General features: G+C 70.1%; 19 protein-coding genes. 4 read left to right on the plus strand and 15 right to left on the minus strand.

The window, feature by feature from the left end; all coding sequences use genetic code 11:
- Nucleotides 1-30: 30 nt before the first annotated feature.
- The 3 genes from meaB to NF4_RS19435 are packed head-to-tail and all read right to left on the minus strand — an operon-like array spanning nt 31 to nt 5179.
- A complete protein-coding gene (gene meaB, locus NF4_RS19425) occupies nt 31-1023 on the minus strand; it encodes a methylmalonyl Co-A mutase-associated GTPase MeaB (protein WP_063128777.1) in 993 nt (330 codons plus the stop codon).
- Nucleotides 1020-3305 carry a methylmalonyl-CoA mutase gene (gene scpA, locus NF4_RS19430; RefSeq protein WP_063128778.1) on the minus strand — a complete coding sequence of 762 codons (2286 nt, stop codon included), beginning with the start codon at nt 3303-3305 and terminating at the stop codon, nt 1020-1022. The genes meaB and scpA overlap by 4 nt, the downstream gene beginning before the upstream one ends.
- A complete protein-coding gene (locus NF4_RS19435; protein ID WP_084533256.1) occupies nt 3305-5179 on the minus strand; it encodes a methylmalonyl-CoA mutase family protein in 1875 nt (624 codons plus the stop codon). Before NF4_RS19435 ends, scpA begins: the two co-directional genes overlap by 1 nt.
- 364 nt (nt 5180-5543) lie before the next feature.
- Between NF4_RS19435 and NF4_RS19440 the strand changes: the two genes are divergently transcribed.
- A complete protein-coding gene (locus tag NF4_RS19440) occupies nt 5544-6233 on the plus strand; it encodes a TVP38/TMEM64 family protein (RefSeq protein ID WP_369690941.1) in 690 nt (229 codons plus the stop codon).
- Between the two features lie 22 nt (nt 6234-6255).
- On the opposite strand, the gene NF4_RS19445 is transcribed toward NF4_RS19440, so the two are convergent.
- The 5 genes from NF4_RS19445 to NF4_RS19465 form a co-directional block, all read right to left on the minus strand.
- On the minus strand, nt 6256-7986 hold the full coding sequence (locus NF4_RS19445) for a tetratricopeptide repeat protein (protein ID WP_063128780.1): 1731 nt from the start codon (nt 7984-7986) through the stop codon (nt 6256-6258).
- A complete protein-coding gene (locus NF4_RS19450; RefSeq protein ID WP_063128781.1) occupies nt 7983-9785 on the minus strand; it encodes an ABC transporter permease family protein in 1803 nt (600 codons plus the stop codon). The genes NF4_RS19445 and NF4_RS19450 overlap by 4 nt, the downstream gene beginning before the upstream one ends.
- Complete coding sequence (locus tag NF4_RS19455) at nt 9782-11065, minus strand: ABC transporter substrate-binding protein (RefSeq protein ID WP_063814642.1); 1284 nt, start codon at nt 11063-11065, stop codon at nt 9782-9784. The genes NF4_RS19450 and NF4_RS19455 overlap by 4 nt, the downstream gene beginning before the upstream one ends.
- A gap of 118 nt (nt 11066-11183) precedes the next feature.
- Nucleotides 11184-12416, minus strand: coding sequence for an SPFH domain-containing protein (locus tag NF4_RS19460; protein WP_063128783.1), 1233 nt, complete (start codon nt 12414-12416; stop codon nt 11184-11186).
- Entirely contained in the window at nt 12416-12847 is a 432-nt protein-coding gene (locus tag NF4_RS19465; protein ID WP_063128943.1) for an NfeD family protein, read from the minus strand. Before NF4_RS19465 ends, NF4_RS19460 begins: the two co-directional genes overlap by 1 nt.
- A gap of 102 nt (nt 12848-12949) precedes the next feature.
- Between NF4_RS19465 and NF4_RS19470 the strand changes: the two genes are divergently transcribed.
- Complete coding sequence (locus NF4_RS19470) at nt 12950-13777, plus strand: DUF3097 domain-containing protein (RefSeq protein WP_063128784.1); 828 nt, start codon at nt 12950-12952, stop codon at nt 13775-13777.
- A gap of 64 nt (nt 13778-13841) precedes the next feature.
- Nucleotides 13842-14657 (plus strand): Rv1486c family protein, encoded by an 816-nt coding sequence (locus NF4_RS19475; protein ID WP_063128785.1) that lies wholly within the window; start codon nt 13842-13844, stop codon nt 14655-14657.
- A 147-nt stretch (nt 14658-14804) separates the two neighbouring features.
- On the opposite strand, the gene NF4_RS19480 is transcribed toward NF4_RS19475, so the two are convergent.
- Nucleotides 14805-16007 (minus strand): lipid-transfer protein, encoded by a 1203-nt coding sequence (locus NF4_RS19480; RefSeq protein WP_063128786.1) that lies wholly within the window; start codon nt 16005-16007, stop codon nt 14805-14807.
- The gene (locus tag NF4_RS19485; RefSeq protein ID WP_063128787.1) at nt 15991-16446 is read right to left on the minus strand and encodes a Zn-ribbon domain-containing OB-fold protein; all 456 of its coding nucleotides are present in this window, start codon (nt 16444-16446) and stop codon (nt 15991-15993) included. The genes NF4_RS19480 and NF4_RS19485 overlap by 17 nt, the downstream gene beginning before the upstream one ends.
- A 106-nt stretch (nt 16447-16552) precedes the next feature.
- Between NF4_RS19485 and NF4_RS19490 the strand changes: the two genes are divergently transcribed.
- Nucleotides 16553-17338, plus strand: coding sequence for a GTP-binding protein (locus NF4_RS19490; RefSeq protein WP_063128788.1), 786 nt, complete (start codon nt 16553-16555; stop codon nt 17336-17338).
- Between the two features lie 48 nt (nt 17339-17386).
- Here the strand turns inward: NF4_RS19490 and NF4_RS19495 are convergent, their stop codons facing one another.
- The 5 genes from NF4_RS19495 to NF4_RS19515 all read right to left on the minus strand — a co-directional run bounded on the left by NF4_RS19495 (nt 17387) and on the right by NF4_RS19515 (nt 22310).
- Entirely contained in the window at nt 17387-18445 is a 1059-nt protein-coding gene (locus NF4_RS19495) for a ferrochelatase (protein ID WP_063128789.1), read from the minus strand.
- A gap of 24 nt (nt 18446-18469) precedes the next feature.
- Nucleotides 18470-19303, minus strand: coding sequence for an NADH-dependent enoyl-ACP reductase InhA (gene inhA, locus NF4_RS19500; protein ID WP_063128790.1), 834 nt, complete (start codon nt 19301-19303; stop codon nt 18470-18472).
- A 113-nt stretch (nt 19304-19416) separates the two neighbouring features.
- On the minus strand, nt 19417-20133 hold the full coding sequence (gene fabG1 / locus NF4_RS19505) for a 3-oxoacyl-ACP reductase FabG1 (protein ID WP_039825413.1): 717 nt from the start codon (nt 20131-20133) through the stop codon (nt 19417-19419).
- A gap of 225 nt (nt 20134-20358) precedes the next feature.
- The gene (locus NF4_RS19510; protein ID WP_063128791.1) at nt 20359-21360 is read right to left on the minus strand and encodes a VWA domain-containing protein; all 1002 of its coding nucleotides are present in this window, start codon (nt 21358-21360) and stop codon (nt 20359-20361) included.
- The gene (locus tag NF4_RS19515; RefSeq protein ID WP_030520504.1) at nt 21357-22310 is read right to left on the minus strand and encodes a DUF58 domain-containing protein; all 954 of its coding nucleotides are present in this window, start codon (nt 22308-22310) and stop codon (nt 21357-21359) included. The genes NF4_RS19510 and NF4_RS19515 overlap by 4 nt, the downstream gene beginning before the upstream one ends.
- Nucleotides 22311-22318 lie beyond the last annotated feature (8 nt).

Here is a 22318-nt window from a genome sequence, read left to right on the forward strand (position 1 = left end):
CCGGCCCGGCCCAGTGGGACCGGAAACTTTTCAGCTGTCGAAGGCGTCCAGCAGTTTCTGCGCGGCCAGCGCCGCGGTCAGGGTCCCGTCCCGGACCTCGCGCTCCACTTCGCCGCGCAGCGCCTTCACCTTCGGGTTGTCGGCCAGCCGGCGGAGCAACTGGTCGTGCACCATGGTCCAGGTCCAGTCGACCTGCTGACGGCGGCGCTTCTCGGCGAACTCACCCGCGTCGGTGAGCACCCGGCGGTGTTCCAGCACGGTCTGCCAGAACTTCTCCAGGCCGACCCCTTCCAGACCGCTCATGGTCAGCGCCGGCGGCCGCCACAGCGCATCGTGCGGATGGATCAGCCGCAGCGCCCCGGACAGTTCCCGGGCCGCCGATTTCGCCTCGATCTCGTGCTTACCGTCGGCCTTGTTCACCGCGACCAGATCGGCCAGTTCCAGGACACCCTTCTTGATGCCCTGCAACTGGTCACCGGTACGCGCCAGGGTGAGGAAGCAGAAGACATCGACCATGTTCGCCACGGTCACCTCGGACTGCCCCACCCCGACGGTCTCGACCAGGATGACGTCGTACCCGGCCGCCTCGAGCAGCACGATCGTCTCGCGGGTCGCCTTCGCCACCCCGCCGAGCGTGCCCGCTGTCGGGGACGGGCGGATGAAGGCGTTCTCCTCCATCGACAGCCGCGCCATCCGGGTCTTGTCACCGAGGATCGAACCGCCGGTCCGTGTGGACGACGGGTCCACCGCCAGCACGGCGACCCGGTGCCCCTGCCCGATCAGCTGCATACCGAGGGAGTCGATGAAGGTCGACTTCCCCACCCCGGGCACCCCGGTGATCCCCACCCGGTTCGACAGTGCCGCACCGGTTTCCGGAGTCAATCGGAGCAGCAGCTGCTGCGCCTGATCCCGATGGTCGGCCCGGGTGGACTCCACCAGGGTGATCGCCCGCGCGAGGGCGGCCCGCTCACCGGAGCGGACCGCCTGCGCGAGCGCTTCCACGTCGACGACACGTGTGCTCATCCCTGGCTTTCGACCCCGGATCCACTGTCGCCGGAACCGAGTTCGTGCCCGAGCGCGGCACCGAGCTTGCGCAGCAGATCGATCGCCGCGTCGGCGATCACGGTGCCCGGCGGGAAGATCGCCGCCGCACCCGCCTCGTACAGCTCGTCGAAGTCACCGGGCGGGATGACCCCGCCGACGATGACCATGATGTCGGGCCGGCCGACATCGGCCAGTGCCTGCCGCAGGGCGGGCACCAGCGTGAGGTGACCGGCGGCCAGCGAGGACACACCGACGACGTGCACGTCGTTGTCCGCCGCCTGGCGGGCCACCTCTTCGGGGGTCTGGAACAGCGGGCCCACGTCGACGTCGAACCCGAGATCGGCGAAGGCCGTGGCGATCACCTTCTGGCCGCGGTCGTGCCCGTCCTGGCCCATCTTCGCGACCAGGATGCGCGGACGCCGCCCTTCGGCTTCGGCGAACTCGTCCACCAGATCCCCGGCGGCCGTGATGTTGGTGACCTTGCCGGCTTCGTCGCGATACACACCGGACAGGGTACGGATCTCGGCCTGATGCCGGCCGTAGACCTTCTCCAGCGCGTCGGAGATCTCGCCGACCGTGGCCTTCGCGCGCGCGGCGTCGATGGCCAGGGCCAGCAGGTTGTTCTCCATCCCGCCCTCGGACGAGGCGGCGGCCCGGCTGAGCTCACCCAGCGCCCGGTCCACCGCGTCCTGATCACGGTCGGCCCGCAACTGCCGCAGCTTCTCGATCTGCTCGGCGCGCACCCGGGAGTTCTCGACCTTGAGGACCTCGACCTCATGATCCTCGGCGACCTGGTATTTGTTGACGCCGATCACCGGCTGCTGGCCGGTATCGATCCGCGCCTGGGTCCGGGCCGCGGCTTCCTCGATGCGCAGCTTCGGGATGCCCTCGCCGATGGCCTGAGCCATTCCGCCGTGCGCTTCGACCTCGGCGATATGCGCGCGGGCCCGTTCGGCGAGCTGATGGGTCAGCCATTCGACGTAGTAGGAACCGCCCCACGGGTCGATCGGCCGCGTGGTGTTGGACTCCTGCTGGATCAGCAGCTGGGTGTTGCGCGCGATCCGGGCCGAGAAATCGGTCGGCAGCGCGAGCGCCTCGTCGAGCGCGTTGGTGTGCAGCGACTGGGTGTGCCCCTGGGTCGCGGCCATCGCCTCGATGCAGGTGCGGGCCACATTGTTGTAGGCGTCCTGCGCGGTCAGCGACCAGCCCGAGGTCTGCGAATGGGTCCGCAGCGACAGCGATTTCGGGTTCTTCGGATCGAACTTCGCGACCAGTTCGCTCCACAGCAACCGGCCCGCCCGGAGTTTGGCGACCTCCATGAAGAAGTTCATCCCGATGGCCCAGAAGAACGACAGCCGCGGCGCGAACTTGTCGATCTCCATCCCGGCGTCGATCCCGGCCCGCAGATATTCCACGCCGTCGGCGAGGGTGTAGGCGAGTTCGAGATCGGCGGTCGCCCCGGCTTCCTGGATGTGGTAGCCGGAAATCGAGATGGAGTTGAACTTCGGCATCTTCGCGCTGGTGTAGGCGAAGATATCGGAGATGATCCGCATCGAGGGCTTCGGCGGATAGATGTAGGTGTTGCGGACCATGAACTCTTTCAGAATGTCGTTCTGAATGGTTCCGGCCAGCTGTTCGGGCGCCACGCCCTGCTCTTCGGCGGCGACCACGTACAGCGCCAGGATCGGCAGCACCGCGCCGTTCATGGTCATCGACACGCTGACCTGATCGAGCGGGATCTGGTCGAACAGCTGGCGCATGTCCAGGATGGAGTCGATGGCCACCCCGGCCATTCCGACATCACCCTGCACCCGGGGATGGTCGGAATCGTAGCCACGGTGGGTGGCCAGGTCGAACGCCACCGACAGGCCCTTCTGTCCGGCCTGCAGATTACGGCGGTAGAAGGCGTTGGAATCCGCGGCCGTGGAGAAACCCGCGTACTGGCGGATCGTCCACGGCTGGTTCACGTACATCGTCGGGTACGGCCCGCGCACGAAGGGTGCGACACCGGGCACGCTGTCGAGCGGGAAACCGGCTTCGGCGACGGCATCACGATCGGCCTTGGTGAACACCGGCGGGACATCGATCCCCTCCGGAGTCGACCACACCAGCTGCTCGGGAGCGTAGTTGTTCGCCGCGGCCGCCTCCTGCACGAAGGAGTCACGCGCGCTCCGGTCGGCCTTGTCGGGCGTGAAACCCGGCTCGGTGAGCGGTACGTCGGCGAAACTGCCGACCTCCTGCTCGATTCGCTGTGTCGTCATCAGGCTCCCACCTTCTCCAGCAGGGCGGTCAGGGCGGCGACCGCGTCGATCCGGGCCGCCAGGAACCCGTCCGGACGCCGGGCCTCCTCGATACCGGTCAGGACCTTCTCCGGACCGGCCAGCAGCACGGTCCCGACTCCGGCGTCGCGCAGTTGGTCCACCGCACCGGCCGCGTCGGTGCCGTAGCGCGCGTCGGTACCGCAGACGACCGCGATCGAGGCTCCGGATTCCCGTGCCGCCGCGGCGATATCGCTCTCGGCGAGCGGCCCCGGGTTGATGGATTCGATCCCGCCGGACGCCAGCAGATTGGCGATGAAGGTGACCCGCACATTGTGCTCGGCCACCGTGCCCAACGGCACCAGCAGCGCCCGCGGACGGCTACCGTGCGCCGCGAGGTAGGCATCCGAGCGATCCCGTAGCGCGTCGAAGGCGGCGCCGTAGCGCCGGCCGGGACCGGCGGTGCGGGCGGCTTCCGACAACGGCGCCTCGGCGAGGTTGGGGAATTCGTTCACCCCGGTCACGGCGGTGCGGCGATGGGCGATATCGCTTTCCCGGCGGGTGTTCGTCTCGGCGATCCGGGTGGCCGGCAGACCCGCCTCCAGCGCGGCCCGGTAGCCCCCGGCGGCTTCGAGCTCCTGCATGAACGCCCAGGCGGCGGTGGCGAGTTCGTCGGTGTGGCTCTCGACGTACCAGGAACCCGCCCCGGGGTCCTGGACGTGTCCGAGATGGGACTCCTCGAGCAGCAGCAGCTGGGTGTTGCGGGCCATCCGTTCGGAGAACGATGCCGAGACCCCGAGCTCACCGGGAGGCAGCGCGGAATCGAACGGCAGCACGGTGACGGTATCGGCGCCGCCCACCCCGGCACCGAAGGCGGCGAGGGTGGTACGTAGCAGGTTCACCCAAGGGTCGCGCCGGCTCATCATGGCCGCCGAGGTCACCGCGTGCTGCGGGGCCGCGCCCTCCGACGGCGCGCCCAGCGCGTGGGCGACCCGCGCCCACAGGCGCCGCGCGGCCCGGAACTTGGCGATGGTGGCGAACTGGTCGTCGGTGGCGGCGAACCGGAACTCCAGCCGACGCAGCGCTTCGGGGACCGGCATCTCCCCGGACAGCACGCGCAGGTATTCGAGTCCGGCGGCGACGGCCGCACCCAGTTCCTGGGCGTCGGAGGCGCCGGCATCGTGGAAGACGGTGCCGTCCACGGTGATCGCCCGGATGGTTTCGGACCGCTGTCCGGCGGCGACGGCCAGGGCCGCGGTCTCGGCGAGGCCGATATCCTCGATGCCGGCGAACGCGCTGGTGAGGGGTGCCGCACCGAGAGAGACCCGGATGGCGGCGCGATCGGGCGCCGAATACCGGTCGAGCACCTCGTAGACCGCCGCGGCCGCCGCCGCGGTCTCGGTCCCGGCACGCAGGGCCAGCGGCGCCAGCTCGAAGAGCAGACCGTCGAGCGCGGCGGCGATATCGGCCACCGGCAGACCGTGCGCACCGACTCCGAGTTCCACGGCGCTCAAGCCGTTCTCCAGCCCGCCGGTGATCTCCCGGTTGGCGGACGCGGCATCGGCGGCGCCGATCCGGGCACTGACGAACCAGCCGCGGTGGACATCGCGGGTGGCGTCGCCGCCGCGGACGAACGGATAGGCGCCGGGCAGCGGCTGCTCGGGCAGTTCGTCTCGGCGCGTGTACAGCGGCGCGATACTCAGCCCGTCGTAGGTGGACTGGTTCAGTAGCTTTTCGGGTTCCGCACCGAGTTCGGCCGCGTCGACCTTGCGGGTTTTGGCCAGCACTCCCGCCACACCCTTGCGCCAGGCGGGATATTCGGGCACCGCGGACGAGGACGGATCAGCTCCGGCCGCGGGCTCTGCAGCAATCGGCATACCCTGTTCCCTCATTGTCGTTCCAGTACAAGCGCACCAGTGGCGTGCGCGGGTACCTTGGCATCCGCCCAGCTCAGCGAATACTTTGGTTAACGAGCATTCAGCCCGCTCCTCCGATGCTAGCGGGATGCCCGTACGGCATCGTCCGTGGCCACCAGTACCGGCGAGTAACCTCGCCGCACGCGAACCGCGTAGCGCCTATCGACCGCGGCCCCGGGCCGCGGCCCTCGGGAGAGGCGCCCGGCGCGGTGACCGCGTTCCGATCTCGGCCGTCCTCCGACGGCCGAGCCGGCCCCGGCCGATCGGCTCCACACCGGTCGGCGAGTATCCGGCGGCCGACCGGTAACCTCGGCCGGTGTCCCGAATGCTCCGCGACCGGCGGCTGGTCCTGCTGCTGTGCTGCGCCGCCCTCATCTGCGCGGCGGCACTGCTGACCCCCCTGCCGAGCCCCGGGCAGATCCAGCAGTGGGCCGGGGAAGCCGGTCCCTATTTCCCGGTGCTGTTCTTCGTGGCGCACACCCTGATCACCATCGCCCCCGTCCCGCGCACTGTGTTCACGGTGGCCTCGGGCCTGCTGTTCGGGCCCGCGGTCGGGCTCGCGGTGGCGGTGGGCGCCACCGTGCTCAGTGCCGCCGCCGCATTCCTCCTGGCCCGCGCCTACGGACGCGACCGGGTGGGCGTGTACCTGGACCATCCCACCGTACGGATCGTGGACGAGCGCCTGCACCGGCGGGGCTGGCTCGCCGTGGGCGCGCTCCGGTTGATCGCCTTCGCACCGTTCTCGGTGGTCAACTATTGCTGCGCTCTGTCCTCGATCCGTTTCTGGCCGTACCTGGGCGCGACGGTCATCGGGATCCTGCCCGGCACCGCCGCCACCGTCATCCTGGCCGACGCGCTGACCGGGGGCACCCATCCGGTGATGGTGGCGGTCTCGATCGCCTGTATCGCCGCCGGACTGCTGGGCCTGGTGATCGATCAACGGTGGAAACCGGTGGTGACGGATCCGGTCACCGCCCGCGACCTACCGGCCCGGGAACACGACACCGCGTCATGATCGTTGGGGGCTGTCCGACGCGCTACAGGATCGGCGTGGAACTCGCCTCCTCCCGCACCTCCAGCGGCCAGTGCTCGAAATCCGGCGGTTCGGCCGTGCCACGGAGCGTCGCGGCGTGGTCGGTGTAGTAGCCGACATGGGCCGCGTCGGGATTATGCCGGCCGGCCTCGGCCAGCCAGCTGTGCGCGCAGCGGCGGACCTCGGCGACGTCGTGCGCCGGCGCGCCGTCCAGGACCAGATCGCCGTGTTCGGGCGCGACCAGCACCGCGGCGCCGAGGTGTTGCAGACACCGCCCGATACCGTTGTCGTCGGCCAGCTCCCGGTAGACGGTCAGGGCGCGCTGCCAGCAGCGCAGGGCGCCGCGCGGTTCACCGCGCGCCCAGGCGACCGCGCCCGCGATCTCGTGCACCCGGGCCCAGCCGTCGGCGTTCTCGTCGGCGCGGGCGCGTATCGCCGCCAGCTCCAGCCGATCCTGGGCGGCGTCGAGGCGGCCCTGATGGATATGCGCGACGGCGAGGTCGGTCAGCACCCGCACCTGGTTCGCCAGATCTTCACGCGGCAGCCGCCACCAGGCCGCCCGTAACCGGTCCGCGGCGGCGGCCAGCGCCTCGGGGGTTTCGGCCGTTTGGAGCAGCGCCAGACCGGCGGCGTGTTCGGCACGGGCACCGATCCCGGTGGCCCGTCGCCACCACGGACGCCACCGCCGCGGTGGCGGCCCCGCGGCCGTCCCCGCCCGCAACTGGATCGCCCGGTGGTGACCACCCAGCACGCCCGGGCCCAGCGCCTCCAGATCCGCTGCTACCAAGCGCATTTCGCTGTTGTCGGCTGGGCCGACGGCATACCAGGTGGCGAGCGCGTCGCCGATACGCACCAGCTGGGCGGCGGTGGCCGGTGGGATCGCGGCGGCGAAATCACCGCGGCAGCACTGGTGCACCAGCGCGCGCAGGCGCGGCTCCTCCACGGCGAACCAGCGGCGGGCCCGCGGCCCGAACGGCACCGTGGTGGCCCCGATGGCCCAGCTGGTGGCCCGGTCGGCGCTGTGGCGCAGCAGTGCGAAAAGGGCCGCCTGCCAGATCGGCCCGGCGATCACGGCGCTGCGGTCCGGTACCTGTGGCTCCCGGCCGAGCCGGTATCGCTGGGGTGCGTGGCAGACCAGCACCCGATCCGAGATCAGCTGTTCCAGCAGACCGGTCGCGGTCCATCGTTCCCCCAGCGCGATCGGCTGCTCCCCGGCCGAGGGGCTCCCGGTACCCGGGACGAGCGCCAGTTCCATTCCGACCGCCGTCAGGATCGCCTGCACGGTGGCGGCGTCGTACTCGGTCACCGGCAGGGCGTGCAGAGCGGCCGCGACCGGATGGTCACCGAGATCGTTGCCGGCGTCGTTGTCCGCACCGGCGCTGTCGCCGCCGTCGTCGGCGTCGGCGAGCACGGAGGACGACGGCGGTGGATGCGGGGCCGGCAGACCGGTGAGTGGCGGCCCGTCCAGGTCCCCGAGTAGATCGCGGCGGCGCCGCAACCGGCGCCGGTCCCGCCGTTCGTCGGTCAGCCGGAAACCGGTGTAGAACAGGGCCAGGACGACCAAGAGCACCGCCAGCCAGCGCAGCCCGGAAGCCACCAGCTGCACCTCGGCGCTCTCGCCGAACGAGTTCATGACCAGGTTGCGGCCCAGTTCCAGCAGCAGGGCCGAGGCAAGCACCGACAGACCGCTCAATACCCCCGACACGACCGAGGTCCGCGGTAGCGGTTCTCTCATCGCAACACCCCGCCGGTCAGTCCGGGCACGATCCAGCGCCGCCAGGTCGCCAGCACCAGCGCCACCGGCAGCAGTGCCGCGATCAGCGAACCGGCGGCCAGCTGGGCGGCGTTCTCACCGAACTGCCGCGCCTCCCCCCACAGCAGCAGCGACCAGGGTGAGGCCCCGGCGCCGCTGATCAGCAGACCGACGATGAAATCGTTCCAGACCTGAACGAATTCGAGGACGGCCACCGCGCCCAGCGCCGGGCCCGCCGAATCGAGCAGCCGGCGGCTGATCGTGCCCGGGGCCGCCAGCCCGCGTAACGCGTCCGCCGCCGGGCTACCGGGCGGTGCCGCGACCGCGCCGCGCAGGATCAGCACCGCGATCGGCAGCCCGGCCGCGGCGTGCACGAGCACGAGCGGCACCCGGGTCCCGGAGAGGCCGTGGTCGTCGATGAAGATGTCCAGCGGACCCAGATACGCCTGGACCGGCAGCACTGCCAGCACCACGAGTCCGCTGACGATAGTGCGGGTCACCCACCCGGCGGGAGCCACCGCGAGACGGTAGGCCAGCGGCGCGGCGGCCGCCACCACGATGATCGTCGCGAGCAGCGCCACCCAGAAGGTCGCCTCGACCGAATGCAGCAGCCACCGGTCCCGCCAGACATCGGTGAACGCGGCCACCGACCAGCCGTCCGGCCCACGTAAGGCCACCACCGCGAGTATTACCAGCGGTACCACCGCGGCCACCGATACCGCGCCGATCACCACGCCCCGGACCCGGTCGGCGACAGTACCGTCGCCGGGCGCGGCGGGTATCTCGCCGGTGGGATGGGCGGCGGGCGGGAAACCGGCGCGACGGTCCCGGAGATCGGTCTGCAGCGCCCAGGCCGCCACCCCGAGCAACGCGGCGAGGGGCAGGGCGTAGGCGGCGGCCTCGCCCGCGGTGGCGGGATCGGTGGCCAGTCGCCACCACGACACCGTGGCACTGTCCACCTGGTACTGGACCGAGCCCGGTACGCCGATGAGCACCACATCGAACACGCGCGCCGCGGCGACCCCCACCACGAGTCCGGCCACCAGGACTATCGGCCGCTGCAGGGTGAACAGCCGCCATACCAGCGCGAGCCCGGTCTTCTCCTGCAGCCGGGTCCATCGCACGGGGTCGCGCTCCAGAGCCCGGATACCCGCCCGGAACACTCCGATCAGGAACCCGAGCCAGGTCCACAGAAAAGCCGAGCCCAGCATCACCACGAACCAGGCGCGGTATCCCGGGAACCCGTCGAAACCCAGCCGTGCGCCGGTGTATTGGAAGATCAGGCGGAACGCGACCCCGGACACGATCGCCGAGATACCGAACGGCACGATGAGCGGCAGCCACAGCCCCCGGCTACGCCGGCTCCACCAGGCCAGCAACATCGCCGTGACCAGCAGCGCGGCCGCGAACGCCATCCAGTACAGACTGCGCGCGTACGATTCGTCCGACCAATACAGCACGGCGGCGGACACCGCTCCCACCAGCGCCGGGATCGCCCACAGACGCCGATTCACACCGCGGCGGGCCACCTCCACGGCGGCCACGAACGCGAGGGCCGCCACCACGCAACCCACCACCGGCCACAGCCGGGTGCGCACGGCCAGCACGGCGGTTCCGGCGGCCGGCACCAGCAGCAGCGCCAGGAGCAGTACGGCGGGCAGGCACGCGACCAGGGTGATACCGCGTTGCGGCGGCCGCCCGGGTTCCAACGGCCCGTGCATCGGCCCCAGGGGCAGTTCCAGCCGCAGGCCGTGTGCTTCGAATCGCGGTGCCGCGGTCATCGCCAACCTCTTTCGAAACGCCCCAGGGTCGCGACGGCGGTCTGGGCGGCGGCACCGACATCACCGCCGGTATCACCGACGGTGATCAGGAATTCGGTGAGCACCCGCCACAAACCGTCGCGACCGCCGACCACGCCGATACGGTCGGACAGATCGAAATCCGGCCAGTCGGCCAGTGCCGCCGCGATGGGCGCCGACCAGCGCGAATATCGTGCCCGGGTGTGCAGGTTGGGCCCGAGGAATCCGCCGACCTGTTCGATCCACGGCACCGGCGCCTGCGCGGCCGCCAGCGCGGCCACCACCGCGTCCGCACGGGGATCCGCCGACCGGGTCAGCACCATCACATCCCCGCCCACGATCCGCGGATTCTCCTCGCCCGGGCGCACGCTCGGAAACGGCACGACCGTGGCCGCTTCTCCGGTCCGGCCCGACCGGCGCAGCGCGTCCCGCACCACCGGCTCGGCGAAATCCGGCGCCGCCACCGCCAGCGCCCGGCGGTGTTCGAAAACATCGCGCACCGCGTCGGCGAACTGTTCGGTCAGCGCGGTGCCCACCCCGCCCGGTAACCCGTCCCGGATGCCCCACAGCCCGCCCAGCCGGATGAAGGTTTTGTGCACGGCCGCCGCGTCCCAGGTCCGCACCCCGGTACCCAGCTCGCGATATACCGCCGGCGATTCGGCCAGCAGCAGGTTCTCGAAGAGATCGGTGAGCACCCAGCCGTCGGCGGCACCCAGAGCGAGCAGTCGCCGGGACGTGCCGGCGGTTTCGCGCACCCCCGCGAGCCAGTCGTCGACCGTCCAACCGGCCGGATCGCCCAGCCCGGACGCCGCGAAGGCGTCCCGGTCGTACCAGATCAGCGATTTACCGCTCGCCTTGAACGGCACCCCGTAGAGCCGGTCCTCGTGGTGGCACAACTGCCGCCACTGTTCGGCGTAACGCGGCCCGTCCGGGCCGGACCACAGCTCCGCCGGCGCCTCCCGCAGCCGTCCGGCGGTGACCAGATCCCGGAGCTGCCCGGCCTGGGGCAGCATGACGATATCCGGGGCCGACCGGCCGCGCGCGGTGAGCGCGGTGCCGATCTCGTCGCCCAGCGGCACCACCTCGACCGGTGCCGGTAAGGCGGCGGCGTCGAGCACCGACCGGAAGGCCGTCAATTCCAGCCCACTCCAGGCGACCGCGATCCGCACCACCGCACGGTCGCCGAGCAGCACATCCGGTGAACAGGCCACCAGCAGCGGCGCGAGCGCGGCCGTCCGGAGCACGGCACGACGTGTTCTCACGATCCCCCGATGCGCTTGTCCGGCAGTGGGTTCCGATTATGACCCAGCTGCCGGTCCGGCGCGTGCTGTTCGGCGAACCTACGGGATGGTCACCGAGTGATCGGCCCCGGCGCCGCGGCTACCGGTCGGGCTGCTGCTGCGGCGGCACGCCGGGTTGCTGCGGCGCGATCCCGGGTTGCTGTGCGGGCTGCTGCGGCGGCAGGGCCGCCGGGACGGCGGGCTGACCCGGTTTTGTGGTCGTCACCGGTGCGGCGGTATCGACCGGGGTCCGCGCGACCGATTCCGCGGCGCGGACCGCCCGCTCCACCGCCGGATCGGTGCTGGTATCGAACCAATCGGCCACCTCGTCGGAATCGTCCTCGGGTTTTCCGGGGACCTCCGCGTCGGCGGGCGGTTCGTACCGGAACACTCCGTCCTCACCCTGCGTCGCGAAGTTCTTCGCGAAACCTTCCAGCGCCTTGCCGAAATCGCTGGGAACAAGCCAGACCTTGTTCGCGTCACCGCGCGCCACCATGGGCAGGGTCTGCATGTACTGGTACGCCAGCAGTTCGGGTGTCGGTTTACCGGACTTGATCGCCGCGAAGACCTTCTCGATGGCCTTGGCCTGACCCTGGGCCTGCAGATACGAGGCGGCCCGTTCGCCCTGGGCGCGCAGGATCCGGCTCTGCCGCTCACCCTCGGCCGACAGGATCGCCGACTGCTTCGCGCCCTCGGCCGACAGGATCTGTGCCTGTTTGGCACCCTCTGCGGTCTTGATCTGCGATTCCCGGGTGCCCTCGGCGGTGAGGATCATGGCCCGCTTCTCCCGGTCCGCCTTCATCTGCTTCTCCATCGATTCCTGGATCGACGGCGGCGGGTCGATGGATTTGAGCTCGACCCGCGCCACCCGCAGGCCCCAGCGTCCGGTGGCTTCGTCCAGCACTCCGCGCAGCTGGTTGTTGATCTGGTCGCGGGAGGTCAGCGTCTCCTCCAGCGTCATCCCGCCAACCACATTGCGCAGGGTGGTGACGGTGAGCTGTTCGACGGCGGCGATGTAGTTGGAGATCTCGTAGACCGCGGCCTGCGGCTGCGTGACCTGGAAATACACCACCGAGTCGATCTGCAGGGTCAGATTGTCCTGAGTGATCACCGGTTGCGGTGGGAAGGACACCACCCGTTCGCGCAGATCGACCTTGGCGCGGATCCGGTCGACGAACGGGATCAGGAAGGTCAACTGCCCGGAGACCGTCCGGGAGTACCGGCCGAGCCGTTCGATCACCGCCGCCTCGGCCTGGGGCACCAGCGCGATGGATTTGAACACGACCACCGCCACCAGCAATACCAGCGCCAGGACGATTATCAGTGCAGCCATTACGGCCCTTTCCAGACAACGGCGGTCGCGCCGTCGATCTTCATCACGTACACGGTCGCGCCCTCCGGGTACTGCTCCCCCGGGTCCAGAGAACGCGCGGTCCACACCTCGCCGCCCAGTTTCACCAGACCGGCGTACTCACCCACCGGTTCCAGCACCAGCGCGGTCTTACCCGGCAGGGCGTCGGCATTGGTCAGCGTCGGGGGCGGAGTGCCGAAGCGCCGCAACAGAATCGGCCGGACCCCCAGCAACAGCACCACCGCCGACACGGCGAACACCACCGCGTCGACCACCGGCGCGGTGTCGCCGAGGAAACTCACGCCCGCGGTGAGCAGTGCGGCGGAACCGAGCATCAGCAGAGTCAGTTCGCCGACGAACATCTCCGCGGCCGCCAGCAATATGCCGGCGACCAACCAGACAAGTGCGGCCACACCGCCCACCTTAGTGCGATACGCGCTGTCCCGGGGCCGGACCGGCGACACCCCCCGACCGGCGACCGCCACGGCGGCGGCGAGTGCGCTACGTTCGGGCCGGTGAGCGATCGATACGGTGACATCTTCTCCGGCCACCCGCGCACCGCCCGGCGCGCCGTCCCGCGGGTCGCCGCCGACCCCGACCTGGTGGTCGAGGACGCGGCCAGCGGGTTCTGCGGCGCGGTGGTCGGATTCGACCGCAGCTACGACGGCGACTTCGTGAAGCTGGAGGACGCCCGCGGCGCGGTACGCCTGTTCGCGCTACGGGAAGCCGCGTTCCTGATCGACGGGGAACCGGTGACGCTGGTCCGGCCGAAGGCGCCCGCGCCGGCCCGGCCCGTCCGCTCGGCGTCGGGCTCCACCCGAGTCGAGGGGTTGCGGGCGAAAGTCGCCGCATCCAGCCGGATCTGGGTCGAGGGCGTGCACGACGCGGCGCTGGTGGAACGGGTCTGGGGACACGACCTGCGGGTCGAGGGTGTGGTGGTCGAACATCTGGAGGGACTGGACAATCTCGGCGCCCGGCTCACCGATTTCGGACCCGGTCCGGGGAGACGAGTCGGCGTACTGGTCGACCATCTGGTCACCGGATCCAAGGAGACCCGGCTCACCACCGGGCTCGGCGAGCACGTGCTGGTCACCGGGCACCCGTACGTGGACGTCTGGCAGGCGGTGAAACCGGCGGTGCTGGGCATCCCGGAATGGCCGCGGGTGCCGCGCGGCGAGGACTGGAAAACCGGAGTGTGCCGGCGGCTCGGCTGGGGCACACCGCAGGAGAGCTGGCGCCGGGTGTATTCGGCGGTGAATTCGTTCCGCGATCTGGAGGCTCCGCTGCTGGGCGCGGTGGAACGGCTGATCGACTTCGTGACCGAACCGGGTGAACTATTCTAACCCCCGGAAACAGCCTGCGCAGAGGCTGCCCGCCTGTTGCCGACACCCTTTATGCTCGATGATTATGTGCTCTCCCAGTGCCACCCTCACACTGTGGGCCGGATCGTGGCTCGCGGGTCGCAGCGCGCCCGACGACGTGCTCGAGGCGCTGCACGCCTGGGCGCCGCGGCATACGCTCGCGGCCGGGGACCCGGTCACCGGCGGGCGCACCGACCTGCCGTGGTCCGCGCACGGGAGCCCCAACGGCACCGGAGTCATGCCGCTGCTCAAGCTGATTCGCGAGGAGCTGGCCGTCCCCGGGGCGGAACTGCGGCTGGTGCTGCCGGTGCCCGGCGATGTCCGCGGCCTGCCGACCGGGACCGCCTTCGCCGCCGACGCCGTGGAATCCGGAGAGGGCCTCCTGCTGGGGGTCCCGGGTGCCGAGGGCACCGGGCTCATCCCCTACCCGGTGGACGAGAACACCCTGCAGTGGACCGTCTACAGCGTGTCGATGCCGCGCGCCGCGGGACCCGATATGTCGCTCGGCGAGGCCGAATACGCGATGCGCGAAGCCGTCCGGGATGCGGCGGACGCGCTGATGCGCCTGCACACCACCGGCCTCGGTGCCGGTGACGCCGACCCGCGCGAACTCATCGAGGCCGAACTCGCCGACTATTCACGGCACACCTATCCCGAATGCGTCCCGTTGCGCGCCAAGCGGATCCTGGATTCGGCCGACCACGTGGCGGCGATCCTGACCGTGGCCCAGCGCGAGCCGGCTTCCGCGCCGACCTCGGCCAGCGCCGCCACCGCGCACGAGACCCTGCTGCGGCCGCTGTGGGACGCCATCCGCGCGGCCCGCCTCATCGCGGTGCACACCGCCGCGCCGCAATCGCGCTGATCCGGACCGGGGTGCCCGCCGCGCCCGCGCGCACCGGCGAGCTCCCGTCGAGCGGTCACATGGGTGCCGGTGTTTCGAGGCGCCTGCTCGCGCACGTGCCCTGCTCGACTCCCCGGGCTGTGACCGCCGGACCGGGCGAACCGAGGTTCAGCGGGAGGCGATGATCGCCGAGCCGTGGCCGAAAAGACCCTGATTCACCGCGATACCCGCACGGGCGTTCTCGACCTGACGGTCGTCGGCTTGTCCGCGCAGCTGCCAGGTGAGCTCGCAGACCTGGGCGATCGCCTGTGCGGGGATCGCCTCACCGAAGCAGGCCAGCCCGCCACTCGGGTTCACCGGCACGCGTCCACCCAGTGTCGTGGCGCCGCTGCGCAGCAATTCCTCGGCGCCGCCCGGTTCGCAGAGCCCGATCTCCTCGTACCAGTCCAGCTCCAGCGCGGTCGAGAGGTCATAGACCTCCGCGAAGGACAGGTCGGCGGGTCCGAGGCCGGCTTCCTCGTACGCGGCCTGCGCGAGGGCGGACCGGAACGTGTGCGGCGAGGGTTCGACGGCCACAGCCGAGTCCGTCGCGAAATCCGGCAGGTCGAGGACGGTTTTCGGGAACGTGGGCGTCACCGTCGACAATGCCCGGATACGCACCGGATCGCTGATTCCGTGACGACGGGCGTACTCCACCGAAGTCAGGACCAATGCCGCGCCGCCGTCACTGGTCGCGCAGATGTCGAGCAGGCGCAGCGGGTCGGAGACGATGGCCGAGGCCGCGACCTCCTCGGCCGAGACCTCTTTGCGATAACGGGCGTACGGATTGTTCAAGCCGTGCTTGGCGTTCTTCACCTTCACCGCGGCGAAGTCGTCGAGCGTGGCGCCGTGCAGCGCCATCCGGCGGCGGGCGTAGAGCGCGAAATAGATCGGGTTGGTGGCGCCGAGCAGGTGGAAACGCAACCAGTCCGGATCGTCACGGCGTTCCCCGCCGACCGGCTGGAAGAAGCCCTTGGGGGCGGCATCCGCACCGACCACCAGCGCCACATCGGTCAGCCCGGCCAGGATCTGGGCGCGGGCGTTGGCGATGGCCTGCGCACCGGAGGCACAGGCGGCGTAGCTGCTCGAGATCCGCGCGCCCGACCAGCCCAGCGCCTGGGCGAACGTCGCCCCGGACACGAAACCGGGATAGCCGTTGCGGATCGTATCCGCGCCGGCGATGTAGCCGACGTCGCGGTGGTCGACACCGGCGTCCGCCAGTGCCGCGCGGGCCGCGACCAGCCCGTATTCGACGAAATTGCGCCCCCATTTACCCCACTGGTGCATACCGGCACCGAGGACGGCGATATCGCGATCATTCCTGTCGGTCATCGACCGGCCTCCACATCCATACCGTGTGATCGGCTTCCTCGTCCGTGTACAGCACCCCGAGGGTGAGCTCTACCGGCATTCCGACGGCCAGGTCGTCCACCGTGAGGCCGCGCACGACCTGCCCGAGTACCACCATCTGCTCGACCTCGAGCTCCACCGCCGCGACGACGTAGGGCTCGAAGGGATCGGATGAGACATACGGCGGCGGCGGCTTGTACCGGGCATCCGCGTAGGACCAGATCCGGCCCCGCGTGGAGAAGAGGTATTCGGATAGCTCCGAGCCGTCCTTCGGACTCGCGCACTGCGGGTTGCGGCAGGCCAGTGTGTTCCGGGGGAAATACGGTGTGCCGCACACATCGCAGCGACTTCCCACCAGACGTGGCGTGCCGTCGTCCGCGGTGAACCAGTCCGGTACCGCCGGGCGTTGTTCCTTCTGCACAATCCGACACTATAGGAACACGTTCTATTTTTGAACAAGAACACGTTCCATTTTCTGGGCGGAAATCGCCTCCGCCGAGGTATCGGCAGCGGTACCGTGAACCACGATGGGTACCAGAGCCGTCGACCCGCAGTCGATCCGCAACGTCACGATCGTCGGAGAGCCCGCCGAGACGACGCGGGTGGTCCGGCGCCTGCTCCGCGATCACGCGGGGACCCCCGCCGCCACCGTGGTCCATCGGGTGCCCGGCCGCGGCGAACACACGATCCGCGTCGCCGAGCTGTCGAGCCACGCGCCCCTAGCCGATCTGGAACGAACCATCCGGGTGGCCGACGGCGCGGTCGTGGTCCTGAACGCCGCGACGGCGCGCGCCTCGCGATTCGAGACGATCCTGCGGGTGGCCGACGACCATCAGGTGGCGCGGCTGTGCCTGGTGACCGGACTCGATCATCCCGCCGCCGACTTCGACCGTTGCGTCCGCGCGATCGCCGAGACGCGGGGCGCACGGCCGCTGACGCTGCATCTCCCGCTCGGCGCCGGAGCCGGGTTCGACGGTGTCATCGATCTGGTCCCGATGTGGGCGCTCGAACCGATGGCCGCCGAATTCTACGGCAGCCGTTGGCAACTGGCCGAGCAGTGGTACCGCGACCTGGTGGCAGTGGTGACGGATAAGGACGACGAGGTTCCGGACGGCGGTCGGGCACCGCGAAAGATCGCGCCCGAACAGTTGCACGACCGGATCCGCTCCGTCACGCGCATCGGTGAGGCCGTCCCGGTGCTGTGCGACGCGGCGCGGCACGGCGGCGATAACGCCGCACTCCTGGACGCCATCGTCCGCTATCTGCCCTCACCCATGCTCGTCTGCCAACCGGAGCACGTCCTCGACTATTGACGGGTGCCGACGAACCGCACGCCCCGGCGCTCGACAGCACCGGCGGGCTCACCGGCCCGGGGGGCGGCGCGGTGGCGCGCAGCAGTCGACCGCGCAGGGTGCGCCGTCGGTGGTGCACCCGTAGCCCGGCACCGTGCCCAGCCTGCGCGGGTTGACGCCGCGGACGTGTTCGCCGATCAACTCCACCACCATCTCGGCGAACCGTGGATCGATCCCGGGTGTGGCCGCCCGCGCGAAGGACAGACCGAGTTCGCCTGCTTTCTCGGCGGCCTCGTTGTCCAGATCCCAGATCACCTCGAGATGGTCGGAGACGAAACCGACCGGGCAGACGATCACGGACTCGAAACCCTTGTCCGCCAGCGTTTCCAGATGATCGACGATATCCGGCTCCAGCCACGGGATATGCGGCGGACCCGAACGCGATTGCCAGACCACGTCGTAATCGTCGAAACCCGTTGCGGCGGCGCACAACCGGGCCGCCTCGGCGACCTGGCGGCTGTAGAGGCGCCCGCCGTCGGCCGGCGGCCCGGCCGCCGCATCGGCACTCACCGGCACCGAATGCGCGGTGAAGACCAGCCGGGCGACCGCCCGATGCGCGGCGGGCAGGGTGTCCCGCGCCGCGCGTACGGCGTCGGCGAAGGCGGCCACGAGGAGCGGATGATCGAAGTACTGGCGCAGTTTCACCAGTTCCGGGGCCTCCGGGCCCACCGCGGCGCGGGCCCGGGCGAGGTCCTCGTCGTACTGCCGGCAACCGGAGTAGCCGCCCCAGGCGGAGGTGGGGAACACCAGAGCCGACCGGACGCCGTCCGCGGTCATCCGCGCCAGTGTGTCCTCCACCATCGGATGCCAGTTGCGGTTACCGAAGTACACCGGCAGCCGCGGGCCGGTGGCGGCCAGCTCCCGTTCCACCGCGGCGATGATGTCGCGATTGAGGGCATTGATCGGCGACACCCCGCCGAAGTGCAGATAGTGTTGCGCGACCTCGGCGAGCCGTTCCGGGGGGACACCGCGGCCGCGGGTCACGTTCTCCAGGAACGGCAGCACCTCGTCGGGCCCTTCCGGACCTCCGAAGGACAGCAGCAGCAGTGCGTCGGCCGCGCGGGCCACGGTGTCTCCTCTCCGGCCGGTTCGTCAGTCCTGCGGCATGTTCTCGGGGAACCAGGTGTTGTGGCTGGCGCCGCCGTCGACGTAGATGATCGATCCGGTCGTCGCGGGCAGCCAGTCCGACAGCAGCGCGACGATCGATTTGCCGACCACCTCGGCGCCGCCGTCCCAGCCGATCGGCGAGGCGCCGTCCCAGTAGGTGTCGAGCTGCTTGAGCTGCTTCGCGTCATCGGTGGCGGTCCCGGCGATCGCCTTGGCGGCCAGCGTCTTGACCGGGCCGGCCGCGATGAGGTTGGAGCGGATCTTCTTCGCGTAGCCGACCTCACGCGCCACGTACCGGTTCACCGATTCCAGCGCGGCCTTGGCCACACCCATCCAGTTGTAGTACGGCATGGCGGTGCGGGGGTCGAAATCCATCCCGACGATCGAGCCGCGCTCGTTCATCACCGGCAGGACCGCGCGGGCCAGCGCCGCGTAGCTCCAGGCCGAGATCTCGAACGATTTCGCCGCGTCCGCGCTCGGGCCGTCCAGGAACGGCAGGGCGGCGGGACCCATCAGGGTCTTGGGGGCGAAAGCGATCGAGTGCAGGACCCCGTCGATGCCCTCGGGCGCGAGGCGGCGGATCTCATCGGGCAGTTTGCGCAGGTCCTCGTCGTTGGTGACGTCGAGACCGATGGCCGGCGGCACCTCCTCCGGCAGCCGCTTGGCGATCCGGTCGATCAGCCGCAACCGCTCGGTGAGGCCGGTGATGATCACCTTGGCCCCTTCCTTCTGCGCGATGGCCGCCGCGTGGAACGCGATGGAGGCATCGGTGATGATGCCGGTGACGAGGATCGTCTTGCCTTCGAGCAATCCGCCCATGAGTTGTCGATTCTCCTGAATGTGGTGTCGTATCCTGCCGCGCTCGGTCGAGGTGCCGACCCGGTGGCCGGTGTCGGCGCGGCTTTCGATCTGTTCTGAAGGAGTGCGGGGCGTCAGTGCCCCATACCCATACCGCCGTCCACCGGGATCACCGCGCCCGAGACGTAGGCGGAGTCCTCGGAGGCGAGGAAGCTGACCACCGCCGCGACGTCCTCGGGGGCACCGAGTCGCTGGAGCGGAATGAACTTCTTCGCCATATCCCGCATGTCCTCGGGAAGGTCTTTCGTCATATCGGTCTCGATGAACCCGGGCGCGACGACATTGGCGGTGATCGACCGGGAGCCGAGCTCGCGGGTGATGGAGCGGGCCAGGCCGACGACACCGGCCTTCGAGGCCGCGTAGTTGATCTGCCCGGCCTGACCGGAGAACCCGACAACCGAGCCGAGGAAGATCATCCGGCCCCAGCGCGCCCGCAGCATCGCGCGGTTGGCCCGCTTGGCGCACCGGAAGGCACCGGCCAGGTTGGCGTCCACCACCTTGGTGAACTGCTCTTCGCTCATCCGCATGAGCAGCGTGTCATCGGTGATCCCGGCATTGGCGACCAGCACCTCCACCGGCCCCTGCGCGGCCTCCACCTCGGCGAACGCCCGGTCCACCGAATCACTGTCGGTGACATCGCATTTCACCCCGAGCAGGCCCTCGGGGGCGCCCGAACCGCGATGGGTGACGGCCACCTTGTGACCGTCGGCGTGCAGACGCTGCGCCACCGCGAGCCCGATTCCGCGGTTACCGCCGGTCACCAGGACCGAGCGTGCTGTGAAGTTCGACATGGGGACAAACCTACCTGGCTGCGTCGGTGATGCTCTCATGGGACGTCCACCGAGATTTCCCCCTGGAACTTGTGCAGGTCGTACAACGCGGACAGAGCACTGCGGGCCGGATTCCATCCGGCCCGCAGTGCGATATCGACTCATTCCCGTCGGCGTCGGCGACGAGGCGCCGGCCGGGCGGATCTCGGCGGGATCCGCCCGGCACCAGCCCATCTCACCGATCTGTCAGGGCAGCCGCTGGCGCAGCACCAGCGCCGCCACCACGCCGGCCACCGTGGCCAGCAGGCCGAGCAGCCACCACGGACGGCTGGCGTCGCCCCGGGTGACCTCGTAGCCGATCTGCTCCTCCAGGGTGTCGTAGACACTGGACAGTTCCTGCAGGCTGGAGGCGGTATAGAACTCACCGCCGGACAATCGCGCGATCTCCTGCATCGCCTCGTCGTCCACCGGCACATCGACCTGGTCCGTGCCGCCGTCCTCACGCGGGATCTCGACCACACCCCATTTGGTGCCGAACGAGATCGTCGAGACCGGGATCTTCTTGGTCTTCGCGAGCCGCGCGGCGACGAATTCGTGCCGCGGATTGTCCACGTCCTCGAAATCGGGCACGGTCTGTTTACCGTCGGACATCAGCACGATACGGGCCGGCGGTGGCGTCTCGGAGCCACCCAGGACCGAGGCCAGGGTCTCGATGGACTGCAGGGCGGTGTGGATTCCCTCACCGGTGGCGGTCCGCTCGGCGAGTTTGATGTTGTCGATGGCGGCCTTCACCGAACCCCGGTCCGTGGTCGGTGAGACGAGCACCGACGCGGTGCCGGCGTAGGTCACCAGTCCCAGGTTGATCCCCGGGGTGAGACCTTCGGCGAAGTTCTTGGCCGCCTCCTGCGCGACCTGCAGCCGGTTCGGCGAGACGTCGGTGGCCTCCATGGACAGCGAAACGTCCATGACCAGCACCACGGTCGCCCGGTTGCGGGGCACCTTCTTCTCGGCGGTCGGTCCGGCCGCGCCGATCGTGGCGAACACCATGCCGACGATCACGAGCACCATCGGCAGGTGGCGCCAGAAACTGGGCCGGTTGGGAGCGACTTTTTCGAGCTGCTCCATATTGCTGAACCGCAGCATCCGGCGATGCTTGCTGCGCTGCACCAGCAGATAGCCGAGCGCGAGCAGGAGAACGACAGCAAGAAATCCGAGCCAGATCGGTGCGGCGAAATTCGAAATACTCACTGGCGTGGCACCCGCGGGGTCGAGGCGCCGAGGCTGTGGCGCCGGGTGGAGACGAACCGGACCACATCGGCGATCCAGTCCCGGTCGGTCTGCAGGGTGAGCACCGGGGCGCCGCAACTGCGCAGGGTCTGCTCGACCTCGTCCCGGTGCCGCTGGGCGGCGGCCGCGTAATCGGCGCGCAGTTGCGGAGTGACGGTGAACTCGCGGGTCCGCCCGGTCTCCGGATCGTGCAACACCACGTCACCCATATCCGGTAGCTCGGTATCGCGCGGATCGAGGACCTCGACAGCCAGCAGATCGTGGCGCGCGGAGATGGCACGCAGCGATCGCTGCCAGTCGATATCCCCGAGGAAATCACTGATCACGACCGCCAGGCCGCGTTTGCGCTGCGGCCGGCGCAACGATTCGATGGCGCCGCGCAGATCACCGCGCACTCCGTCGCGCGGATGCGGGGTGGTGGCGATACTGCGCAGCAGCGACTGCGCGTGGACCCGGCCGCTGCGGGCGGGGATCCGCTGCATCTGCTCACCGGTCGCGACCACGGCGCCGACCCGGTTTCCGCCGCCCATCGTCAGATGGGTCACCGCGGCCGCGGCGGCCACCGCCAGATCGCGTTTCTGGCAGGCGCCGGTGCCGAAATCCAGGCTGGCGGACAGATCCACCACCATCCAGGTCTCCAGCTCCCGGTCCGCGATCATCTGCCGGACGTGCGGGTGGGTGGTCCGCGCGGTCACCGACCAGTCCATCTGCCGGACGTCGTCACCGGGCTGATAGGCCCGCGCCTCTCCCGGTTCCGAACCGGGGCCGGGGATGAGGCCGAGGTGATCACCGTGCAGCACGCCGTCCAAGCGGCGGCGCACGGTGAGCTCCAGGGTTTTCAGGGCGGCCGTCAGATGCGGATCGGTCAGCTCGCCCGAACGGAACGACGGCGGGGCATGGGGGTCGGGCACGGTCTCTC

It is taken from the genome of Nocardia fusca NBRC 14340, assembly GCF_001618425.1.
Lineage (GTDB): Bacteria > Actinomycetota > Actinomycetes > Mycobacteriales > Mycobacteriaceae > Nocardia > Nocardia fusca.